18 protein-coding genes are annotated in these 21,735 nt (G+C 58.4%); 15 read left to right on the top strand and 3 right to left on the bottom strand.

Annotated elements, in window-relative coordinates; genetic code table 11:
- The first annotated feature begins 90 nt into the window (after window positions 1-90).
- From ACYZUA_RS05205 to ACYZUA_RS05155, 11 genes are all read left to right on the top strand, one after another.
- Window positions 91-2,907 carry an LPS-assembly protein LptD gene (locus tag ACYZUA_RS05205; protein ID WP_461962314.1) on the top strand — a complete coding sequence of 939 codons (2,817 nt, stop codon included), beginning with the start codon at window positions 91-93 and terminating at the stop codon, window positions 2,905-2,907.
- Complete coding sequence (gene surA, locus ACYZUA_RS05200) at window positions 2,888-4,204, top strand: peptidylprolyl isomerase SurA (RefSeq protein WP_461962313.1); 1,317 nt, start codon at window positions 2,888-2,890, stop codon at window positions 4,202-4,204. The genes ACYZUA_RS05205 and surA overlap by 20 nt, the downstream gene beginning before the upstream one ends.
- Window positions 4,201-5,190: a 4-hydroxythreonine-4-phosphate dehydrogenase PdxA gene (gene pdxA / locus ACYZUA_RS05195; RefSeq protein WP_461962312.1), complete on the top strand. Its 990-nt coding sequence runs from the start codon at window positions 4,201-4,203 to the stop codon at window positions 5,188-5,190. The genes surA and pdxA overlap by 4 nt, the downstream gene beginning before the upstream one ends.
- Window positions 5,187-6,005: a 16S rRNA (adenine(1518)-N(6)/adenine(1519)-N(6))-dimethyltransferase RsmA gene (gene rsmA / locus ACYZUA_RS05190; RefSeq protein WP_415758913.1), complete on the top strand. Its 819-nt coding sequence runs from the start codon at window positions 5,187-5,189 to the stop codon at window positions 6,003-6,005. Before pdxA ends, rsmA begins: the two co-directional genes overlap by 4 nt.
- A 121-nt stretch (window positions 6,006-6,126) precedes the next feature.
- Entirely contained in the window at window positions 6,127-6,507 is a 381-nt protein-coding gene (gene apaG, locus ACYZUA_RS05185) for a Co2+/Mg2+ efflux protein ApaG (protein ID WP_008147202.1), read from the top strand.
- Entirely contained in the window at window positions 6,507-7,388 is an 882-nt protein-coding gene (locus tag ACYZUA_RS05180; RefSeq protein ID WP_150658503.1) for a symmetrical bis(5'-nucleosyl)-tetraphosphatase, read from the top strand. The genes apaG and ACYZUA_RS05180 overlap by 1 nt, the downstream gene beginning before the upstream one ends.
- 33 nt (window positions 7,389-7,421) lie before the next feature.
- A complete protein-coding gene (glpE, locus tag ACYZUA_RS05175) occupies window positions 7,422-7,751 on the top strand; it encodes a thiosulfate sulfurtransferase GlpE (protein WP_046045372.1) in 330 nt (109 codons plus the stop codon).
- Between the two features lie 296 nt (window positions 7,752-8,047).
- Window positions 8,048-9,970, top strand: a complete 1,923-nt coding sequence (locus ACYZUA_RS05170; RefSeq protein WP_033056218.1) for a PrkA family serine protein kinase — start codon at window positions 8,048-8,050, stop codon at window positions 9,968-9,970.
- Window positions 9,971-10,172: 202 nt separating this feature from the next.
- The gene (locus ACYZUA_RS05165; protein ID WP_095127215.1) at window positions 10,173-11,444 is read left to right on the top strand and encodes a YeaH/YhbH family protein; all 1,272 of its coding nucleotides are present in this window, start codon (window positions 10,173-10,175) and stop codon (window positions 11,442-11,444) included.
- The gene (locus ACYZUA_RS05160; protein ID WP_008147197.1) at window positions 11,441-13,003 is read left to right on the top strand and encodes a SpoVR family protein; all 1,563 of its coding nucleotides are present in this window, start codon (window positions 11,441-11,443) and stop codon (window positions 13,001-13,003) included. Before ACYZUA_RS05165 ends, ACYZUA_RS05160 begins: the two co-directional genes overlap by 4 nt.
- Before the next feature lie 63 nt (window positions 13,004-13,066).
- Complete coding sequence (locus tag ACYZUA_RS05155; RefSeq protein WP_461962311.1) at window positions 13,067-14,296, top strand: multifunctional CCA addition/repair protein; 1,230 nt, start codon at window positions 13,067-13,069, stop codon at window positions 14,294-14,296.
- 80 nt (window positions 14,297-14,376) lie between these two features.
- Here ACYZUA_RS05155 and folK read toward each other — a convergent pair whose 3' ends face one another.
- A complete protein-coding gene (gene folK, locus ACYZUA_RS05150; RefSeq protein ID WP_461962310.1) occupies window positions 14,377-14,895 on the bottom strand; it encodes a 2-amino-4-hydroxy-6-hydroxymethyldihydropteridine diphosphokinase in 519 nt (172 codons plus the stop codon).
- The gene (gene folB / locus ACYZUA_RS05145) at window positions 14,886-15,242 is read right to left on the bottom strand and encodes a dihydroneopterin aldolase (RefSeq protein WP_008008297.1); all 357 of its coding nucleotides are present in this window, start codon (window positions 15,240-15,242) and stop codon (window positions 14,886-14,888) included. Before folB ends, folK begins: the two co-directional genes overlap by 10 nt.
- 74 nt (window positions 15,243-15,316) lie before the next feature.
- Between folB and plsY the strand changes: the two genes are divergently transcribed.
- Entirely contained in the window at window positions 15,317-15,886 is a 570-nt protein-coding gene (gene plsY, locus ACYZUA_RS05140; protein ID WP_461962309.1) for a glycerol-3-phosphate 1-O-acyltransferase PlsY, read from the top strand.
- A 33-nt stretch (window positions 15,887-15,919) separates the two neighbouring features.
- Here the strand turns inward: plsY and tsaD are convergent, their stop codons facing one another.
- Entirely contained in the window at window positions 15,920-16,945 is a 1,026-nt protein-coding gene (gene tsaD / locus ACYZUA_RS05135) for a tRNA (adenosine(37)-N6)-threonylcarbamoyltransferase complex transferase subunit TsaD (RefSeq protein WP_046045367.1), read from the bottom strand.
- A 199-nt stretch (window positions 16,946-17,144) separates the two neighbouring features.
- On the opposite strand from tsaD, the gene rpsU reads away from it, so the two are divergent.
- From rpsU to rpoD, 3 genes are all read left to right on the top strand, one after another.
- Complete coding sequence (gene rpsU / locus ACYZUA_RS05130; RefSeq protein ID WP_002551877.1) at window positions 17,145-17,360, top strand: 30S ribosomal protein S21; 216 nt, start codon at window positions 17,145-17,147, stop codon at window positions 17,358-17,360.
- Window positions 17,361-17,842: 482 nt separating this feature from the next.
- The gene (dnaG, locus tag ACYZUA_RS05125; protein ID WP_461962308.1) at window positions 17,843-19,810 is read left to right on the top strand and encodes a DNA primase; all 1,968 of its coding nucleotides are present in this window, start codon (window positions 17,843-17,845) and stop codon (window positions 19,808-19,810) included.
- Window positions 19,811-19,877: 67 nt separating this feature from the next.
- Window positions 19,878-21,728 (top strand): RNA polymerase sigma factor RpoD, encoded by a 1,851-nt coding sequence (gene rpoD, locus ACYZUA_RS05120; protein ID WP_461962307.1) that lies wholly within the window; start codon window positions 19,878-19,880, stop codon window positions 21,726-21,728.
- The last annotated feature ends 7 nt before the right edge of the window (window positions 21,729-21,735 follow it).

The raw sequence follows: 21,735 nt of genomic DNA, 5'->3' as shown, positions 1-21,735 counted from the left end.
GCTTTATTATCCAGCATCTTTTTCAGACCATCGAGAGGCGTGCGGCCCACACCGCGGGCAGATGGCACGCAGGAAGCCCGGACTAATAAGATGGCATTGAAATCCCCCGCGTTTCGTAAAAAATTTCCGTTGTTGGTTACCGGCAGTCTGCTGGCCCTGCAACCTCTAGCCACTTCGTTCGTGGTCGCCGCGGAACAGTATGACTGCTCAGTCTCTGCTTCGGGTGCCTGGAACTGTGCGCCAAAATCTCCAGCAGCTGCGCTGCCACCTCGCCCCGTCCATGACGGCAGTGCGGCGGTAAGCACAAGCGGTGAGATTCCGGCCGACAGCGGTTCCAGTCAAGACACCGGCGCCAAGACTGTGCTGGTAACCGAGTCCAAGGGCCGCGGCCTGAAGTCGCGTAGCGAAGACTACAGTCACCTCGATTGGGTTCCACGCGAGAAGCTCACTGCAGCGCAATTGGCCGAAACCGGACCTTACTGCGCTGGTTCCTATATCGAACCGATTCGTCCTGGCATGAATGACAAGACGAATAAAAGTGACGCTCCGACCTTTCTCGGCGCCAAAGCCTCTCGCTATAAGCAGGATGAGCAGATCGCAACCCTGGCGGGTGACGTGGTCATGCGTCAGGGCAGCATGCAGGTCGAAGCCGACGAAGCGAACCTCTACCAGGCCGAAAGCCGTGGCGAACTGAGCGGCAACGTCCGTGTTCGCGACAACGGCGCGCTGATCGTGGGCGACCACGCCGACGTGCAGCTCGACACCGGTGAAGCCAAGGTCGACAACGCTGAATACGTGATGCACAAATCCCGTATTCGCGGTAGCGCGCTGTACGCCAAACGTGCCGAGAACGCAATCATCCGCCTCAAGGATGGTACGTACACCACGTGCGAACCGGACAGCAACGCCTGGCAGCTCAAGGGCAACAACATCACCTTGAACCCGGCCACCGGTTTCGGTACCGCGACCAACGTGACGCTACGGGTCAAGGACATTCCGGTCCTGTACACGCCATACATCTATTTCCCGATCGACGACCGTCGCCAGTCCGGCTTCCTGCCGCCGACCATCGGCACCGGCACCGATACCGGCTTCATGCTGGTCACACCGTATTACTTCAACCTGGCACCGAACTACGATGCCACGTTGTACCCGCGCTACATGAGCAAGCACGGGCTGTTGATGGAAGGCGAATTCCGTTACCTGACCCCGTCCAGCGAAGGTCAGTTCGGCGCCGCGTACCTCAACGACGAAGACACCGATCGCAGTGGTCAGACCGATTACCAGAAAAACCGCTACATGTATAACTGGCAGCACAAGGGCGGTCTCGACTCGCGTGTTCTGACACAAGTCGATTACACCAAGATCAGCGATCCGTATTACTTCCAGGATCTGGAAACCGATCAGATCGGGGTAAAAAGCGCTGACTTCGTGAACCAGCAGGGTTCTGTCACCTATCGTGGCGACAGCTACACCGCTCGCTTGAATGCACAGGCTTATCAGCTCGCGACCGTTTCGGACATTACGCCGTACGACCGCTTGCCGCAGATCACGTTCAATGGTCAGCTGCCGACTCATCCTGGTGGTCTGAATTTCGACTACGAGACAGAAGTCGTACGGTTTGACCGTGACTTGAAGGACGGTGACTTCGTAAACGAAGATGGCACTGCTGAACCGCGCCTTGATAGAAACGTTCAAGGCCTGGCACGTGCCAACGGCGACCGTTTGAATCTCAAACCGGGTGTCAGCCTGCCGCTGGACTGGACTTATGGCTTCGTGAAGCCATCGCTCAAGTACCAATACACCCAGTACCAACTGGATCTGGACGGCACCGGCAAGAGCCAGATCGAGGCCCAGGATCAAGCCGCAGCTGCAGCCGGGACTGAAAACGTCAATGGTCATTTCAGCAGCAGCCAGAACCGTGGCGTGCCGATTGCAAGCATCGACAGCGGCCTGTACTTCGATCGCAACACCCAATGGTTCGGCAAGAACTATCGCCAGACCCTCGAACCGCGCCTGTTCTACCTGTACGTCCCTGAAACGGATCAGGAGGACATTCCGGTATTCGACACCAGCGAATACACCTTCAACTACGCGTCGCTGTTCCGTGACAACCGCTTCTCCGGCGCCGACCGCGTCGGCGACGAGAACAAACTGTCCCTGGGCGTCACCAACCGCTGGATTGAAGACAATGGCTTCGAACGTCAACGCATCAGCGTTGGCCAGGCCGTGTACTTCAAGGATCGTGAAGTTCAGTTGCCGGGTATCGATGCAAAAACCCGCGACGATGCGCAGGCTAATGTCTCGCCTTATGCGCTGGAATACGAATATCGCTGGAACCGCGATTGGCGCACCACGGCCGATTACAACTGGGACCCGGACAGCCGCAGCCCTCGCTCGGGCAGCGCGATGTTCCACTACCAGCCTGAAGACAACCCGAACAAGGTCATCAACGCCGGCTATCGCTATCGCAATGACCAGGTCCGTTACGACCAGAACACCGGTAAATGGCAAGTGGGCGGTGGCGACTACGGCACCCCGGGCCAACCTGGCTACGTGAAGGACTACTACAAGATTCAGCAGCACGACTTCTCGGTGATCTGGCCGATCGTGCCGCAATGGAACGCCATCAGCCGCTGGCAGTATGACTACAACCGTAACCGTACCCTGGAAGCTTTCGGTGGTTTCGAGTACGACAACTGCTGCTGGAAACTGCGCCTGATCAACCGTTACTGGGTCAGCTATGACGAATTCAGTCAGAACGCCCCGGAAAACGAAAAAGGCGACCACGGCATCTTCCTACAAATTGTTCTGAAGGGACTCGGCGGCCTCACCGGCGCCAAAGTAGAGAGCTTCCTCGACAAAGGCATCCAAGGTTATCGTGAACGTGAAGACCAAGCTTTCTGATTGTCTGCGCCCGCTGATGCTGGGCGCGCTGTTCCTGGGTACCGCGGCGAACGCCGCGGTGCAGTCCATCGATAAAGTGGTGGCCATTGTCGACAACGACGTGGTCATGCAGAGCCAACTGGACCAACGCGTTCATGAAGTTCAGCAAACCATCGCCAAACGCGGTGCTGCCGTACCGCCGGCCGGCGTGCTGGATCAGCAGGTACTTGAACGTCTGATCGTCGAAAACCTGCAACTGCAGATCGGCGAACGCTCCGGTATCCGCATTACCGATGAAGAGCTGAACCAGGCTGTCGGCACCATTGCCCAGCGCAATAACATGTCGATTGATCAATTCCGCGCCGCCCTGACTCGCGACGGTCTGTCTTACGACGACGCCCGTGACCAGATTCGCCGCGAGATGGTCATCAGCCGTGTGCGTCAGCGTCGTGTGGCCGAGCGTATCCAGGTTTCCGAACAGGAAGTGAAGAACTTCCTCGCTTCCGACCTTGGCAAAATGCAGCTGTCCGAAGAATTCCGTCTGGCCAACATCCTGATTCCTACGCCGGAAAGCGCCAACTCCGACGCTATTCAGAATGCGGCCAAACAGGCAGACGCGGTTTACCAGCAGCTCAAGCAAGGCGCTGACTTCGGTCAGCTGGCAATCGCCAAATCCGCCAGCGAAACCGCACTGGAAGGTGGCGATATGGGCTGGCGTAAAGCCGGTCAACTGCCACCTCCTTTCGATCGCATGCTGAGCACCATGGCTGTCGGCGACATTACCCAGCCAATGCGCACCCCGGGCGGCTTCATCATCCTGAAGATCCTCGACAAGCGTGGCGGTGAGACCCAGGTCCGTGATGAAGTGCACGTACGTCACATCCTGGTCAAACCTAGCCCGATCCGCGACGAAGCAAAAACCAAGGCGCTGGCTGAGTCGCTCTACACCCGCATCGAAGCGGGCGAAGATTTCGGCGAATTGGCAAAAAGCTTCTCGGAAGATCCGGGTTCCGCCCTCAACGGTGGCGACCTGAACTGGATCGACCCGAATGCACTGGTTCCCGAGTTCCGCGAAGTGATGGCCAAGACTCCACAAGGTCAGCTGTCCAAGCCGTTCCAGACCCAATATGGCTGGCACGTTCTGGAAGTCCTTGGCCGTCGTGCCACTGACAGCACCACCCAGGCCCGCGAGCAGCAAGCAATGACCGTATTGCGTAACCGCAAATACGACGAAGAGCTGCAAACCTGGCTACGTCAGATCCGTGACGAAGCGTACGTAGAGATCAAACTCCCTGGTGCAGACCAGGCAGCGCAGTGAAACCCAAACGTTTCGCGCTGACACCCGGCGAACCGGCCGGCATAGGTCCCGACCTGTGCCTGCTGCTCGCCTCGCAACCCCAGCCACATCCCCTGATTGCCATTACCAGCCGCGACCTGCTCCTTGAGCGGGCCGTGCAGCTGGGTGTGGTTGTCGATTTGCTGCCGGTCACCCCGGACAGCTGGCCGGATGTACCCGCGCCAGCCAACAGCCTGTATGTCTGGGATACGCCGCTCAACGCCAAGGTCACCGCCGGGCAACTGGACAAGGCCAACGCGGCTTTCGTTCTCGAAACCCTGACCCGAGCGGGCCAAGGCTGCCTGGACGGGCATTTTGCCGGGATGATCACGGCCCCTGTGCACAAGGGCGTGATCAATGAATCCGGAATCGCCTTTTCCGGGCACACAGAATTTCTCGCCGACCTGACCCATACCACCCAAGTGGTGATGATGCTCGCCACTCGCGGATTGCGCGTGGCGCTGGTCACCACTCACCTGCCTCTTCGCGAGATTGCCGATGCGATCACGCCGGAGCGTCTGGAACGGGTCACGCGAATCCTGCACGCCGATCTACAAGAAAAATTCGGCATTGCCCAGCCACGCATCCTTGTCTGTGGGCTCAACCCCCACGCCGGCGAAGGCGGACACCTGGGCCATGAAGAAATCGACATCATCGAACCTACATTAGAGCGCCTGCGCGGCGAAGGAATGGACCTTCGTGGCCCCCTGCCCGCCGACACTCTGTTTACCCCCAAATATCTGGAGCACTGCGATGCGGTGCTGGCGATGTACCACGACCAGGGCCTGCCCGTGCTGAAATACAAAGGCTTCGGCGCGGCAGTCAACGTGACCCTCGGCTTGCCGATCATCCGTACATCGGTCGACCACGGCACTGCCCTGGATCTGGCCGGCAGCGGCAAAATCGATACCGGCAGCCTGCAAGTCGCCCTGGAAACCGCCTACCAGATGGCCGAGACCCGTTTATGACCGAGCATTACCAACACCGTGCGCGCAAGCGCTTCGGCCAGAACTTCCTGCACGATGCCGGCGTTATCGACCGCATCCTGCGCGCCATCCGCGCCAAACCCGAAGACCATTTGCTGGAAATCGGCCCAGGCCAGGGTGCGCTGACTGAGGGCCTGCTTAACAGCGGTGCCCAGTTGGACGTGGTGGAACTGGACAAGGATCTGATTCCGATCCTTAACCAGCAATTTGCCAGCAAAAGCAATTTCAACCTGCATCAGGGCGACGCGCTGAAGTTCGACTTCAACAGCCTGAACGCAGCGCCGAACAGCCTTCGGGTGGTCGGCAACCTGCCGTACAACATCTCTACGCCGCTGATTTTTCACCTGCTGCATAACGCCAGCCTGATTCGCGACATGCACTTCATGCTGCAAAAAGAAGTGGTCGAGCGCCTGGCAGCAGGCCCTGGCGGTGGTGACTGGGGTCGCTTGTCGATCATGGTTCAGTATCACTGCCGGGTTGAGCATCTGTTCAACGTTGGCCCGGGCGCGTTCAATCCGCCGCCCAAAGTCGATTCGGCTATCGTGCGCCTGGTGCCTCACGCGGTGCTGCCGCACCCGGCCAAGGATCACAAGCTGTTGGAGCGTGTCGTGCGCGAAGCCTTTAACCAGCGCCGCAAGACCCTGCGCAACACCCTCAAGCTGCTGCTGAGCAACGCTGAAATCGAAGCCGCCGGCGTTGATGGCAGCCTGCGCCCCGAACAGCTCGATCTGGCAGCCTTCGTGCGCCTGGCCGACAAGCTCAGCGAACAAGTCCTACAGACGCCCGCCGCCGACTGACAGGCAATGAGCGTTATCGGGTAGGACACCAGCCTTCATGTCTGGTTTACTACCCGATACTTGGCCTAGACTGATCTCCATCAGCTACGCCCCGCGTTCCGCTTCGTTTAAGGCCTCTTGCATGTCCGATCCTCGTTATCAGGTCGACGTCAGCGTCGTCACCCGCTATCTGGCAGAACAATCGCAACCCGAGCAAAACCGCTTTGCCTTCGCCTACACCATCACCGTGCACAACAATGGCGAGCTACCGGCCAAGCTGTTGTCGCGGCACTGGGTGATCACCGACGGTGACGGGCATGTCGAAGAGGTTCGCGGCGCGGGCGTTGTTGGCCAGCAACCGTTGATCGAGGTGGGCGAGAGCCACACCTACAGCAGCGGCACCGTCATGACCTCCAAGGTCGGCACGATGCAGGGCACTTATGAAATGGTTGCCGATGACGGCAAACACTTCGACGCCATCATCGCCCCATTCCGTCTGGCGGTGCCCGGAGCCCTGCACTGATGGCAACGTATGCCGTCGGCGATCTGCAAGGCTGCCTTCAAGCATTGCAATGCCTGCTCAAACAGGTCGCCTTCGACCCGACACGGGATCGTCTGTGGCTGGTCGGCGATCTGGTCAACCGTGGCCCGCAGTCGCTGGACACCTTGCGCTTCCTCTATAGCATCCGCGAATCGCTGGTGTGCGTGCTCGGCAACCACGACCTGCACTTGCTGGCTGCCGGGAAAAACATCGAACGCCTGAAGAAGTCCGACACCCTGCTCGAGATTCTCGCAGCGCCCGATTCCGCGGAACTGCTGGAGTGGCTGCGTCAGCAAAAGCTCATGCACTACGACGAACAGCGCGATGTCGCCCTGGTACATGCTGGCATTCCGCCGCAGTGGTCACTGCGCAAGGCCTTGAAGTATGCCGCCGAAGTCGAGACGGCATTGCGCGATGACAACCTGTTGCCGCCCTACCTCGATGGCATGTACGGCAACGATCCGGCGAAATGGGACAACGACCTCAAAGGCGTGACGCGCCTGCGGGTGATCACCAACTATTTCACCCGCATGCGGTTTTGTACCGCTGAGGGCAAGCTTGACCTCAAAAGCAAGGAAGGCCTCGACAATGCGCCACCGGGCTACAAGCCCTGGTTTCAGCACAAAGAGCGCAAGACCAAGGGCCTGAAGATCATCTTCGGCCACTGGGCCGCTCTGGAAGGCCGATGCAATGAGCCGGGCATCTCAGCCCTCGACACCGGTTGTGTCTGGGGTGGCGCCCTGACCCTCATGAATGTCGACAGCGGTGAACGCCTGTCTTGCAAATGCGACGAGCATGGCCTTGCCCTGCCGCCAGTCGCCGCACTCATCCCCGAACCATCGTCAGCAAGCGCCCCGCGCTAAACTGCGCTTTCAGCCGAGCCACAGGAGCCCGCCATGAGCGAATTCAAACGTATCCCCCCGGAACAGGCCCAGGCCCTGCGCGAACAAGGCGCAGTGGTGGTCGATGTTCGCGACCCAGCGACCTTTGCTGCGCTGCACATTGCCGGATCCAAGCATCTGGACAACGTTTCCATCTCGGATTTCATCCGCGCTGCCGACCTCGACGCACCGACAGTGGTGGTCTGCTACCACGGCAACTCCAGCCAGAGCGCTGCTGCGTACCTCATTAGTCAAGGCTTCTCCGACGTCTACAGCATGGATGGCGGTTTTGAGCTGTGGCGTACGACCTATCCTTCGGAAACGGCGCAAGGCACTTCCGAATAATTTTTTTGTAACGCGCAAGCCCCGGTCCCCGCGGGCTCGCGCGGTGGCAGACGAACGGTCTGCCACAACTAATTACGTATCTCGCCTTTACCTCCCGAATTCCCAACTATCCTTAAGCGCAGGCCATCCAAAACAGGGGAGAGCCGGTACACCGGCGCGCGGGTCATCGGGAGTAGCTTTCGGGGTAGTCAGCTTCGAAAGAGTTCTGGGGGGTAAACAGCGACTGCATATTCGGTCGCTGCCAGCATCGACTGAATGATCCGGCGTCGGCTCCACGTATCGAGCGAGGTGACGTCATGAGTATCTTTAGCCACTTCCAACAACGCTTCGAGTCCACACGCCAGGAAGAACTCTCGCTGCAAGAGTATCTTGAGCTGTGCAAAAGCGACCGCAGCGCCTACGCCTCCGCCGCCGAGCGTCTGTTGCTGGCCATCGGGGAGCCGGAGCTGCTCGACACCTCGGCCAACTCGAGGCTGTCGCGAATTTTTTCCAATAAGGTGATCCGCCGCTATCCGGCCTTTGAAGACTTCCACGGGATGGAAGAATGCATCGACCAGATCGTGTCGTATTTCCGCCATGCCGCTCAGGGCCTGGAAGAGAAGAAACAGATTCTCTATTTGCTCGGCCCTGTGGGTGGCGGTAAATCGTCCCTGGCCGAGAAGCTGAAACAGCTGATCGAAAAAGTGCCCTTCTACGCGATCAAGGGCTCGCCGGTATTCGAGTCACCTCTGGGTCTGTTCAACGCCACCGAAGATGGCGCGATCCTCGAGGAAGACTTCGGCATTCCACGGCGCTACCTCAATACCATCATGTCGCCATGGGCTACCAAACGCCTCGCCGAATTCGGCGGCGATATCAGCCAGTTCCGTGTGGTGAAGCTGTATCCGTCGATCCTCAACCAGATCGCCGTGGCCAAAACCGAGCCGGGAGATGAAAACAACCAGGACATCTCGGCGCTGGTGGGCAAGGTCGATATCCGCAAACTCGAAGAATTCCCGCAGAACGACGCCGACGCCTATAGCTACTCGGGCGCACTGTGCCGGGCCAACCAGGGCCTGATGGAATTCGTCGAAATGTTCAAGGCACCAATCAAGGTGCTGCACCCACTGCTGACCGCCACTCAGGAAGGCAACTACAACAGTACCGAAGGTCTGGGGGCGATTCCGTTTACCGGGATCCTGCTGGCCCACTCCAACGAATCGGAATGGCACACCTTCCGCAACAACAAGAACAACGAAGCCTTCATCGACCGGATCTATATCGTCAAAGTGCCGTACTGCCTGCGGGTCAGCGACGAAGTGAAGATCTACGACAAGCTCTTGTTCAACAGCTCCCTGGCCAAGGCTCACTGCGCGCCAGACACCCTGAAAATGCTTGCCCAGTTCACCGTACTCTCGCGCCTCAAGGAGCCGGAAAACTCCAATATCTACTCCAAGATGCGCGTTTATGACGGCGAAAACCTCAAGGACACCGATCCGAAGGCCAAGTCGATCCAGGAATACCGCGACAACGCGGGTGTCGACGAAGGCATGAACGGCCTGTCGACCCGCTTCGCGTTCAAGATCCTGTCGAAAGTGTTCAACTTCGATCCGCACGAAATCGCCGCCAACCCGGTGCACTTGCTCTACGTGCTGGAACAACAGATCGAGCAGGAACAATTCCAGGCGGAAACCCGCGAACGCTATCTGCGCTTCCTCAAGGAGTACCTGGCACCGCGCTATATCGAGTTCATCGGCAAGGAAATCCAGACCGCCTACCTCGAGTCTTACAGCGAGTATGGCCAGAACATCTTCGATCGATATGTGCTGTACGCCGACTTCTGGATCCAGGACCAGGAATACCGCGACCCGGAAACCGGCGAGATCCTCAACCGCGTAGCCCTGAACGAAGAACTGGAGAAAATCGAAAAACCGGCCGGCATCAGCAATCCGAAGGATTTCCGCAACGAAATCGTCAACTTCGTACTGCGCGCCCGGGCCAACAACAACGGCAAGAACCCGACCTGGCTCAGCTACGAAAAACTGCGGGTGGTCATCGAGAAGAAAATGTTCTCCAACACCGAGGACCTCCTGCCAGTCATCAGCTTCAACGCCAAGGCCAGCAAAGAGGACCAGCAGAAGCACAACGACTTCGTCACACGGATGGTCGAGCGGGGCTACACCGACAAACAGGTACGACTGCTGTCCGAGTGGTACCTGCGGGTCAGAAAATCACAATAACCCGCTGCCGGTCAGACCGGTTGTCGTCAGCCAGAGGCCTGTGTACGCATTTTCTGTTACACAGACCTCTGGAAGGTGTTCGAAAGTCGGTAGCGAGGTTCAGGCAGCGTCCAAAAGCGCTTGGGGGAGCGTGAACATCCCTTGGCTCGGTCGATGCTGCATAACCGCTCGCCCCTTTCAGGACAGCTTCTAAGGAGCAGTCATGAGCTATGTGATCGACCGACGTCTCAATGGCAAGAACAAGAGCACGGTGAACCGTCAGCGGTTTCTGCGGCGTTACCGTGATCACATCAAAAAGGCTGTCGAAGAGGCGGTCAGCCGGCGCTCCATTACCGATATGGAGCACGGCGAACAGATCAGCATCCCCGGTCGCGACATTGACGAGCCGGTGCTTCACCACGGCCGCGGCGGCAAACAGACTGTCGTGCACCCGGGCAACAAGGAATTCACCAGCGGCGAGCACATTGCCCGCCCGCCCGGAGGTGGCGGTGGCAGAGGCCCCGGCAAGGCCGGCAACTCGGGCGAAGGGATGGACGAATTCGTCTTCCAGATCACCCAGGAGGAATTCCTAGAGTTCATGTTCGAGGATCTTGAACTGCCGAACCTGGTCAAGCGCAACCTGACCGGCACTGACACGTTCAAGACCGTTCGTGCCGGGATCAGTAACGAGGGCAATCCGTCGCGGATCAACATCATCCGCACCTTGCGTTCGGCCCATGCACGACGAATCGCCCTGTCAGGCAGCAGCCGGGCAAAATTACGCGAAGCCAAGGAAGAACTGCTGCGATTGAAGCGGGATGAACCGGACAACTTCGGCGATATTCAGAAAATCGAAGCAGAAATCGAAAAACTCAGTGCACGCATTCATCGCGTACCGTTCCTCGATACCTTTGACCTCAAGTACAACCTGCTCATCAAGCAACCCAACCCCAGTTCCAAAGCGGTGATGTTCTGCCTGATGGACGTGTCCGGCTCCATGACCCAAGCGACCAAAGACATCGCCAAGCGTTTCTTCATCCTGCTGTACCTGTTTCTCAAGCGTAACTACGACAAGATCGACGTTGTATTCATCCGCCACCACACCAGCGCCCGGGAAGTGGATGAGGAAGAGTTTTTCTATTCTCGCGAAACCGGCGGCACCATCGTTTCCAGCGCCTTGAAACTGATGCAGGAAATCATGGCCGAACGCTATCCGAGCAATGAATGGAACATCTATGCCGCCCAGGCCTCCGACGGCGATAACTGGAACGACGACTCACCGATCTGCCGCGACATACTGATCAACCAGATCATGCCGTTCGTGCAGTACTACACTTACGTTGAGATTACCCCGCGCGAACATCAGGCCCTGTGGTTCGAGTACGAACGCATCGCCGAAGCCTTCTCTGACACTTTTGCCCAGCAACAACTGGTCTCGGCCGGCGATATCTATCCGGTCTTCCGTGAACTCTTCCAGCGCAGGTTAGTGACATGACCGCCAAAGAGCAGAAGCGCCAACCCATTTCCACCGGCTCCGAATGGACGTTCGAGCTGATTCAGGCCTACGACAAAGAAATCAGTCGTCTGGCGGCTCGCTACGCGCTCGATACTTACCCTAACCAGATCGAAGTGATCACCGCCGAGCAGATGATGGACGCCTACGCCTCCGTCGGCATGCCGTTGGGCTATCACCATTGGTCCTACGGCAAACACTTCCTCAGCACCGAAAAATCCTACTCTCGCGGCCAGATGGGGCTGGCGTACGAGATCGTGATCAACTCGGACCCGTGCATCGCCTACTTGATGGAAGAAAACACCATCTGCATGCAAGCGTTGGTCGTCGCCCATGCCTGCTACGGGCATAACAGTTTTTTCAAAGGCAACTACCTGTTCCGCACCTGGACTGACGCCAGTTCGATCATCGATTACCTGGTTTTCGCCAAGCAATACATCATGCAGTGCGAAGAGCGCCACGGTATCGACGCAGTCGAGGACCTGCTGGATTCCTGCCACGCCCTGATGAACTATGGGGTCGATCGCTACAAACGCCCGTATCCGATTTCCGCCGAAGAAGAACGTCGCCGGCAAAAGGATCGGGAAGAGCATTTGCAGAAACAGATCAACGACCTGTGGCGGACCATTCCAAAAGGTGCTGACAAGTACAGCGACAAGGACAACGCGCGCTTCCCCGCCGAACCTCAGGAAAATATCCTCTACTTCATCGAAAAACACGCACCGTTGCTGGAGCCATGGCAGCGGGAAATCGTGCGGATCGTGCGCAAGATCGCTCAGTATTTCTACCCGCAACGTCAGACTCAGGTGATGAACGAGGGTTGGGCCACGTTCTGGCATTACACCTTGATGAACGACCTGTATGACGAAGGGCTGGTGACCGACGGCTTCATGATGGAGTTTTTGACGTCCCACACCAGCGTGGTCTACCAACCCGGCTTCGACAGTCCCTACTACAACGGCATCAACCCCTACACCCTGGGCTTTGCCATGTACCGGGACATTCGCCGCATGTGTGAACACCCGACCGAAGAGGACTACCGCTGGTTCCCTGAGATTGCCGGTACCGACTGGCTGTCGAGCATCAAGTTCGCCATGAGCAGCTTCAAGGATGAAAGCTTCATCCTGCAATATCTGTCACCCCAGGTGATCCGCGACCTGAAGTTATTCAGCATCCTTGATGACGACCAGAAGGAGGATCTGCTGGTCCCGGCCATTCATGACGAAGGTGGCTACCGCATCATCCGTGAAACCCTGGCGGCGCAGTACAACCTCGGCAATCGCGAACCCAACGTGCAGATCTACAGCATCGACCGGCGTGGTGACCGCTCGCTGACCTTGCGTCACCAGCAACACGACCGCAAACCGCTAGGCGAGTCCACCGAGGAAGTGCTCAAACACCTGCATCGCCTCTGGGGCTTCGACATTCATCTGGAAACCCTGCAAGGCGACCAGGTGATGAAAACCCATCATGTTCCGCCCAGAGGTGAACACAGCGAAGGGGATTACGGCCGGCTGGACCTGGCTGTCATCCATCTTTGATCCTGTTTGTGCCTCCGAAGGTTCGACGCAAAGGTTATTCTGTCGGGCTAACGGAGGTTTTTTATGCAGATTTATAAAGTCGGCGGCGCGGTACGTGATCGCCTGCTGGGCAAGCCTGTCACCGACATCGACTGGGTTGTGGTTGGCGCCACCACTGAAGAAATGCTCGCCAAGGGCTTTCGCCCGGTGGGTGCGGATTTCCCGGTATTTCTTCACCCCAAAAGCGGTGAGGAATACGCCCTCGCCCGGACCGAGCGCAAAAGCGGACGCGGTTACGGCGGCTTTACTTTTCACGCCAGCCCGGAAGTTACCCTCGAAGAAGACCTGATTCGCCGTGACTTGACCATCAATGCCATGGCCGAAGACGATCAGCAGAACCTGACCGACCCATACCACGGCCAGCGCGATCTTGAGGCGCGCTTGCTTCGTCACGTTTCCCCCGCGTTCGCCGAAGATCCGCTCAGGGTTCTGCGTGTTGCTCGCTTCGCTGCTCGTTATTCGGGGCTCGGTTTCACCGTCGCGCCGGAGACACTGGAACTGATGCGCCAACTCAGCGAATCAGGCGAACTGGAAGTGTTGACAGCTGAACGCAGCTGGAAGGAAATTTCCCGCGCCCTGATGGAAGATCAGCCACAGGTATTCATCGAGGTGCTTCGTGAGTGTGGCGCGCTCAAGGTATTGATGCCAGAAGTCGATGCCCTGTTCGGCGTACCGCAACCGGAAGCCCACCACCCGGAAATCGACACGGGCGTGCACACCTTGAGCGTGCTGGAGCAAGCGGCGCGACACAAACAACCACTCACCGTGCGCTGGGCCTGCCTACTGCACGACCTCGGAAAGGGACTGACACCTGAGGAGGAATGGCCGCGACACATTGCTCATGAGCACAAGGGCTTGAAGCTGATCAAAGCGGTCAACGAACGCTTCAAGGCGCCGAAGGACTGTCAGGAGCTGGCATTACTGGTGGGCAAATATCACACCCACGGCCATCGCGCCCTGGAGCTGAAGCCGTCGACTTTGCTGGAGTTGCTGCAGAGTTTTGACGTTTACCGTCGGCCGCAGCGGTTCGAGGAATTTATCGCGGCGTGCGAGATGGACGCGCGCGGACGCAAAGGCCTGGAACAGCGAAGTTATCCACAGGCGGAATATTTGCGGGGAGCGGCGAATGCTGCCCGGAGCGTGGCGGCTCAGCCGTTGCTGGAGAAGGGGTTCAAGGGGCCGGAGCTGGGCGAGGCGATCAAGCGCGAACGGCTCAAGGCGCTGAAGGCTTACAAAGAGGCGGCGCCTGCCTGAAAGCACGCGGGGAAGCCTTGTTCCTACGGGTCAGCGTAGATCCTGTAGGAGCAAAGCTTGCTCGCGATGCGCTCGCAAGATCACGACAAATCTGAAGGCGTCAACTGCTCACCGCGCCATTCAAACGCCACCGGCGCCAACACCTGATCAATCTGCGCCTCACGCCACAACGTCGCAAAGGTCTTGCCTACACCCGGATGCACGCGATCGGGCGCAATCAGCGACAACGGCCATAGCACGAAGGCATTTTTCAGAATTTCTGCCCGCGGCAGGATCAAGCCATCGAAGTTACCCACCAGATCGCCGAACAGCAGCACGTCGATATCCAGCGGCAAACCCTTGCGGTCCGGCGCATAACGGCCATTGTCTGCCTCGATGAATTTCAGCCGGCGATCCAGTTCGATCAGCGGCAGATCGGTATACGCCGACACCACAAAATTGAAGAATGGCCCGCTCTTGATCCCCACCGGCTGGCTTTCGAACACCGCCGAGCAGCGTATATCCACCAGAAAACCTGCCAAGGCTTCCAGGCCAGCCTGCAAATGGGATTCGCGCTCGATATTACTACCGAGCCCGAGAAACACCTGAGTCAGCGACATCCGCGCTCGATCTCCACGCCCACACCACCCGTGGCAGCCGGGATGGCGCCTGGCTTGGTCAGCTTGAGGCGCATCCAGGTGATGTTGAATTCGCTCATCAGGACTTCAGCCAGACGCTCGGCGAAGGTCTCGACCAGCTGGAATTGCGCCTGCTCGGCAAAGGCCTGGATGCGCGACGACACACTGGCGTAATCGAGCGCCAGCGTCAGGTCATCACCGGCGGCGGCCGGGCGATTATCCCAGGCGAAGCTCAGATCAAGACGCAAGCACTGTCGGATGCCTCGCTCCCAGTCGTAGGCACCAATCACGGTGTCGACTTCCAGGCCCTCGATAAACACTCTGTCCAAGCACTTTTCTCCGCTGCACGACAAGGGCGCAATGCGCCGTTAGAATCAGGGCGTCCTCGCCCGGAATAGTTAGCATGTTTTGGTTACTGGCGACCCTCGCCTACCTGCTCGGCTCTCTGTCCTTCGCCATTTTGCTCAGCCGCCTGACCGGTAACCCCGATCCGCGAATGAGTGGCTCAGGCAATGCCGGTGCCACCAACATGTTGCGCCTGGCCGGCAAAAAGCTCGCCGTCCTGACTTTGATCGGGGACCTCTTAAAAGGCCTGCTACCCGTACTGATCGCCGGCGTTGCAGGCCTTTCGCTGCAAGAACAGGCCTGGATCGGCGTCTCTGCCGTCATCGGTCACCTGTTCCCGCTGTACTTTCGCTTCCGCGGCGGCAAGGGTGTCGCCACCTCTGCCGGCATGCTGCTGGGGCTTTACCCACCCGCTGCACTGCTGGCGGTCTGCGCCTGGCTGCTGACGTTCTACCTGACTCGCACCAGCTCACTGGCAGCCTTGATCGCCACACCGCTGACTTTGCCGCTGCTGGCCTGGCAGGAGCCGGCGGCACTGCTGCCCATGAGCGCACTCACGGGACTGATCGTCTGGCGCCATCGGGGCAATCTACGCGACCTGTTTGCCGGGCGCGAACGGCATTTTTAAATACCGGGCATGAGCGGCTCATACCGCACATCGTCATAGCGCCGACAATTGCTCCATCGGCCAACGCGCCTGCACGCTGATCGCCAGGCTTTCGTGCTGACCGGCCTGCAAACGCTGGCAGCCGGCAAAGGCAATCATCGCGCCGTTGTCGGTGCAAAACTCCGGACGGGCATAAAAAACATCGCCCTTCATGTCGCCGAGCATCTTCTCCAGTGAAGTACGTAGTGCCTTGTTGGCGCTGACGCCGCCAGCGATCACCAGACGCTTCATACCGGCCTGTTTCAGGGCCCGCTTGCACTTGATGGTCAAAGTCTCCACCACGGCCTGCTGGAACGCCAGCGAGATGTCGCAACGGGCTTGCTCGCTGTCGTCCCCGGCGCTGACGCTCTGCTGCCAGGTGTTCAGGGCGAAGGTTTTCAAGCCACTGAAGCTGAAAGCCAGGCCCGGACGGTCGCACATCGGACGCGGGAAAGTGAAGCGCCCTGCAACCCCTTGCTCCGCCAGCCGAGCGATTTCCGGGCCACCCGGATAATTGAGCCCCATCATCTTCGCGGTCTTGTCAAAAGCTTCACCGGCGGCATCGTCGAGGGTCTCACCCAAGAGCGTGTATTGACCGATCCCGTCAACCTGAACCAGTTGCGTATGACCACCAGACACCAACAAAGCGACGAACGGGAATTCCGGTGGTTGCGACTCCAGCATCGGCGCCAGCAGGTGACCTTCCATGTGGTGCACACCCAGCGCCGGAATACCCCAGGCGAAGGCCAGCGCCTGAGCGCAGGAGGCGCCCACCAGCAAGGCACCGACCAGGCCAGGACCCGCGGTATAAGCGATGGCGTCGATCTCGGTCGGCACACAGTCAGCTTCGGCCAACACCTGACGAATCAAGGGCAGCATGCGTTTGACGTGGTCACGCGAGGCCAGCTCCGGCACGACCCCGCCATAAGCGCGGTGCAGGTCGATCTGGCTGAACAGCGCGTCGGCCAGCAGGCCGCGTTCACTGTCATATAATGCGACACCGGTTTCGTCGCAGGAGGTTTCTAATCCCAGTACTAGCATGGGTTTGCGCCTTGTTTAGGCTGAATTCGAAGGCGCGCATAATAGTCGCCATGGGATGCCCCGACTAGCGGTTTTCGATCAGAGGCTTTGCATTCCGGTCGATGAGGAGTTAACATCCGCAACCCTTAAAAACCGACGTCTTCAAGTGCTCTTTTGCCACGAGGATGTTGACCCCGGTAATGAATGAAGGTAGCTCTGGATGCCAGCCGTCAAAGTAAAAGAGAACGAACCCTTCGACGTAGCTCTGCGTCGTTTCAAGCGCTCCTGCGAAAAAGCCGGTGTACTGGCTGAAGTTCGTAGCCGCGAATTCTACGAGAAGCCTACTTCTGAGCGTAAGCGTAAAGCAGCAGCCGCTGTTAAGCGTCACGCCAAGAAAGTTCAGCGCGAACAGCGCCGCGCGGTTCGTCTGTACTAATACACAGACGTTCGTAGCAAGCTTCTGCCAAGCCCGGCCCTCAGCCGGGCTAATGGCATTTGCGGACAACGCTTGATGCTTCACCGTCGAAGCCGCACACGCGACCGAGACAAATCTGCTTCACAGCGTCAGACCTGGCTCTTTTGCCAGCGGTGCACGTCTTTTCTGACGAGCCTTCCAAGGCTACTGACGAGCACACCCACTGATTCCTCTCACGACGATCAGCCCAAGGCACCTTCTTGCGTGCCAGCTTATGAGCTATCCGAGGCCATCGACTGGCCGCAGCCGGATTCAGCGCAACACTTTCAAATAGTCGAATACTGATTGGTACTAACGTCAGTGGATTTTCGGCAGATACACTTCCCGACAGCGATTACGCAGACGACCCTGGTCGAGCCGCACATTTTGCGCGCCTCAAACAACGACCCGCGCTCAGTTGCTCTTCGTTTCGGATTCATTGCAGCGCAGATGACGAGAACGCCATGGCCGGGCTAATTCCCCAGAGCTTCATTGACGACCTTCTGAACCGCACCGACATCGTCGATGTGGTCAGCTCGCGCCTGCAAATGAAAAAGGCCGGCAAGAATTACACCGCCTGCTGCCCGTTCCACAAAGAGAAAACCCCTTCCTTCAGCGTCAGCCCCGACAAGCAGTTCTATTATTGCTTTGGCTGCGGCGCTGGCGGCAACGCCCTCGGCTTCATGATGGACCACGACAATCTGGATTTCGTCCAGGCTGTCGAAGAACTGGCCAAAGCCGCCGGCATGGAAATCCCCCGCGAAGAAAGCGGACGGCCGCACAAACCGCGGCAGCCGACCGATTCGCCGCTCTACCCGCTACTCACCGCCGCTGCCGACTTTTACCGCCAGGCACTGAAAAGCCATCCATCGCGAAAAGCAGCTGTGGATTACTTGAAAGGTCGCGGACTGACCGGCGAAATCGCCCGAGACTTCGGCCTCGGCTTTGCCCCGCCCGGCTGGGACAATCTGTTCAAGCATTTGAGCAGCGACACCCTGCAACAGAAAGCCATGATCGATGCCGGCCTGCTGATCGAGAACGCCGAAACCGGCAAACGCTATGACCGCTTCCGCGATCGCGTGATGTTCCCGATCCGCGACAGTCGCGGGCGAATCATCGCTTTCGGTGGCCGGGTATTGGGCGACGACAAGCCGAAATACCTGAACTCACCGGAAACCCCGGTATTCCATAAGGGCCAGGAACTCTACGGCCTTTATGAAGCACGCAAGAACAACCGCAACCTCGACGAAATCATCGTCGTCGAAGGCTACATGGATGTTATCGCCCTCGCCCAGCAAGGCCTGCGCAATGCTGTCGCGACCCTGGGCACCGCCACCAGCGAAGAGCACTTGAAGCGCCTGTTTCGCGTCGTGCCCAACGTACTGTTCTGTTTCGACGGCGACCAGGCAGGTCGAAATGCCGCCTGGCGGGCACTGGAGGCAGCACTGCCGAGCCTGCAGGACGGGCGACGCGCACGCTTTCTGTTCCTCCCCGAAGGCGAAGACCCGGACACGCTGGTCCGCTCCGAAGGCACTGATGCTTTCCGCGCACGGATCAACCAGCATGCCCAACCATTGGCGGATTATTTTTTTCAACAGCTGACCGAGGAATCGGACCCGCGCTCGCTCGAAGGCAAAGCCCACATGGCCACCCTCGCCGCGCCGCTGATCGATAAAGTCCCCGGGGCGAACCTGCGCATCCTGATGCGTCAGCGCCTGACCGAAATTACCGGGCTTAGCGGTGAGGCCGTGAGCCAACTGGTGCAAAGCGCACCCCAGGAAGCGCCGCCGGCGTACGACCCGGGCATCGATTACGACGCCATGCCGGATTACAGCGACTACCATCAGCCGCAGGCACAAGAGATGTATGCGCCGCAGCAGGAATGGACGCCGAAGAAACCCGGCGCCGGCGGCAAAAAATGGGACAAAAAACCGTGGGACAAAAACGGCAAACGCAGCGGTGATCACGATCAACCCCGCGCGCCACGGGTGCCCGCCGCTGTAGAGCCGCCGACTCTGGCTGCCTTGCGCACACTATTGCATCACCCGCAATTGGCCGAGAAAGTCGAGGATGCCGGGCACTTTGCTGCCGAGGATCACACCAACACGCAATTACTGGTGGCCCTTCTCGAAGCCGTACAGAAGAATCCCAAGCTAAACTCATTTCAGTTGATTGCACGCTGGCACGGTACGGAGCAAGGACGTTTGCTCAAGGCGCTGGCGGAAAAGGAATGGCTGATTGACGGAGATAACCTTGAACAACAGTTTTTCGACACCATTACTAGCTTGTCAGCCCGCCAACGCGAGCGAAACCTGGAACAACTTCTCAGGAAAGCACGTCAAAGTGAACTGAGTGCCGAAGAGAAAAATCAACTGCGCGACCTATTAAGTCGCAATGTTTCCGCATCAAGCCCGACCTCAACTGGCGCGTGAGGTCATAGCTCAGGTATAATCCTCGGCTTGTTTTTTGCCCGCCAAGACCTTCAGTGGATAGGGTGTTATGTCCGGAAAAGCGCAACAGCAGTCTCGTATCAAAGAGTTGATCACACTTGGTCGTGAGCAGGGCTACCTGACTTACGCGGAGGTCAACGACCACCTGCCGGAGGATATTTCAGATCCGGAACAGGTGGAAGACATCATCCGCATGATCAATGACATGGGGATCAACGTATTCGAGGTTGCGCCAGATAAGGATTCCCTTATGCTGGCCGACGCCGATACCGACGAAGCCGCAGCCGAAGAGGCAGCAGCAGCGTTGGCAGCGGTCGAGACCGACATTGGTCGCACTACCGACCCAGTGCGCATGTACATGCGTGAAATGGGTACGGTAGAGCTCCTCACACGTGAAGGCGAAATTGAAATCGCCAAGCGTATTGAAGAGGGCATCCGCGAAGTGATGGGCGCAATTGCGCACTTCCCTGGCACGGTTGACCACATTCTGTCCGAATACACTCGCGTCACCACCGAAGGTGGCCGCCTGTCCGACGTCCTGAGCGGTTATATCGACCCGGACGACGGCATTGCGCCGCCTGCTGCAGAAGTGCCGCCGCCTGTCGACCCGAAAGCCGCGAAAGCGGACGACGAAACCGACGACGACGAGGCTGAAGCCAGCACCGACGACGAAGAAGAAGCCGAAAGCGGTCCGGATCCGGTCATCGCAGCTCAGCGCTTTGGCGCTGTCTCCGATCAGATGGAAATCACCCGCAAGGCGCTGAAAAAGCACGGTCGTGGCAACAAGCTGGCAATTGCCGAGCTGGTGCTTCTGGCTGAGCTGTTCATGCCGATCAAACTGGTTCCGAAGCAATTCGAAGGCCTGGTCGAGCGTGTTCGCAGTGCCCTGGATCGTCTGCGTCAGCAAGAGCGCGCGATCATGCAACTTTGCGTTCGTGATGCCCGCATGCCGCGTGCCGACTTCCTGCGCCAGTTCCCGGGCAACGAAGTTGACGAAAGCTGGACCGACGCACTGGCCAAAGGCAAAAGCAAATACGCTGAAGCCATTGGTCGCCTGCAACCGGACATCATTCGTTGCCAGCAGAAGCTGACCGCGCTGCAAACCGAAACCGGTTTGACGATCGCCGAGATCAAGGACATCAACCGTCGCATGTCGATCGGTGAGGCCAAGGCCCGCCGCGCGAAGAAAGAGATGGTCGAAGCGAACTTGCGTCTGGTGATCTCCATCGCCAAGAAGTACACCAACCGTGGTCTGCAATTCCTCGATCTGATCCAGGAAGGCAACATCGGCTTGATGAAAGCGGTAGACAAATTCGAATACCGCCGCGGCTACAAGTTCTCGACTTATGCCACCTGGTGGATCCGTCAGGCGATCACTCGCTCGATCGCCGACCAGGCCCGCACCATCCGTATTCCGGTGCACATGATCGAGACGATCAACAAGCTCAACCGCATTTCCCGCCAGATGTTGCAGGAAATGGGTCGCGAACCGACTCCGGAAGAGCTGGGCGAACGCATGGAAATGCCTGAGGACAAGATCCGCAAGGTATTGAAGATCGCTAAAGAGCCGATCTCCATGGAAACCCCGATCGGTGATGACGAAGACTCCCATTTGGGTGACTTCATCGAAGACTCGACCATGCAGTCGCCAATCGATGTCGCCACTGTTGAGAGCCTTAAAGAAGCGACTCGCGAAGTTCTGTCCGGCCTCACTGCACGTGAAGCCAAGGTTCTGCGCATGCGCTTCGGTATCGACATGAATACCGACCACACCCTCGAGGAGGTTGGTAAGCAGTTCGACGTGACCCGTGAACGGATTCGTCAGATCGAAGCCAAGGCGCTGCGCAAGCTGCGCCACCCGACGAGAAGCGAGCATTTGCGCTCCTTCCTCGACGAGTAATAACAAA

Source organism: Pseudomonas sp. LS2P72, assembly GCF_054897865.1.
Note: the sequence above shows the minus strand (reverse complement) of the source record. Positions and strands in the feature narration are given on the sequence as shown.

Coding starts and splice junctions, on each gene's coding strand:
- ACYZUA_RS05205 (WP_461962314.1), top strand. CDS start 91: ATGGCATTGAAATCCCCCGCGTTTCGTAAAAAATTTCCGTTGTTGGTT.
- rsmA (WP_415758913.1), top strand. CDS start 5,187: ATGACCGAGCATTACCAACACCGTGCGCGCAAGCGCTTCGGCCAGAAC.
- apaG (WP_008147202.1), top strand. CDS start 6,127: ATGTCCGATCCTCGTTATCAGGTCGACGTCAGCGTCGTCACCCGCTAT.
- ACYZUA_RS05180 (WP_150658503.1), top strand. CDS start 6,507: ATGGCAACGTATGCCGTCGGCGATCTGCAAGGCTGCCTTCAAGCATTG.
- glpE (WP_046045372.1), top strand. CDS start 7,422: ATGAGCGAATTCAAACGTATCCCCCCGGAACAGGCCCAGGCCCTGCGC.
- ACYZUA_RS05170 (WP_033056218.1), top strand. CDS start 8,048: ATGAGTATCTTTAGCCACTTCCAACAACGCTTCGAGTCCACACGCCAG.
- ACYZUA_RS05165 (WP_095127215.1), top strand. CDS start 10,173: ATGAGCTATGTGATCGACCGACGTCTCAATGGCAAGAACAAGAGCACG.
- ACYZUA_RS05160 (WP_008147197.1), top strand. CDS start 11,441: ATGACCGCCAAAGAGCAGAAGCGCCAACCCATTTCCACCGGCTCCGAA.
- ACYZUA_RS05155 (WP_461962311.1), top strand. CDS start 13,067: ATGCAGATTTATAAAGTCGGCGGCGCGGTACGTGATCGCCTGCTGGGC.
- folK (WP_461962310.1), bottom strand. CDS start 14,895: ATGTCGCTGACTCAGGTGTTTCTCGGGCTCGGTAGTAATATCGAGCGC.
- plsY (WP_461962309.1), top strand. CDS start 15,317: ATGTTTTGGTTACTGGCGACCCTCGCCTACCTGCTCGGCTCTCTGTCC.
- tsaD (WP_046045367.1), bottom strand. CDS start 16,945: ATGCTAGTACTGGGATTAGAAACCTCCTGCGACGAAACCGGTGTCGCA.
- rpsU (WP_002551877.1), top strand. CDS start 17,145: ATGCCAGCCGTCAAAGTAAAAGAGAACGAACCCTTCGACGTAGCTCTG.
- dnaG (WP_461962308.1), top strand. CDS start 17,843: ATGGCCGGGCTAATTCCCCAGAGCTTCATTGACGACCTTCTGAACCGC.
- rpoD (WP_461962307.1), top strand. CDS start 19,878: ATGTCCGGAAAAGCGCAACAGCAGTCTCGTATCAAAGAGTTGATCACA.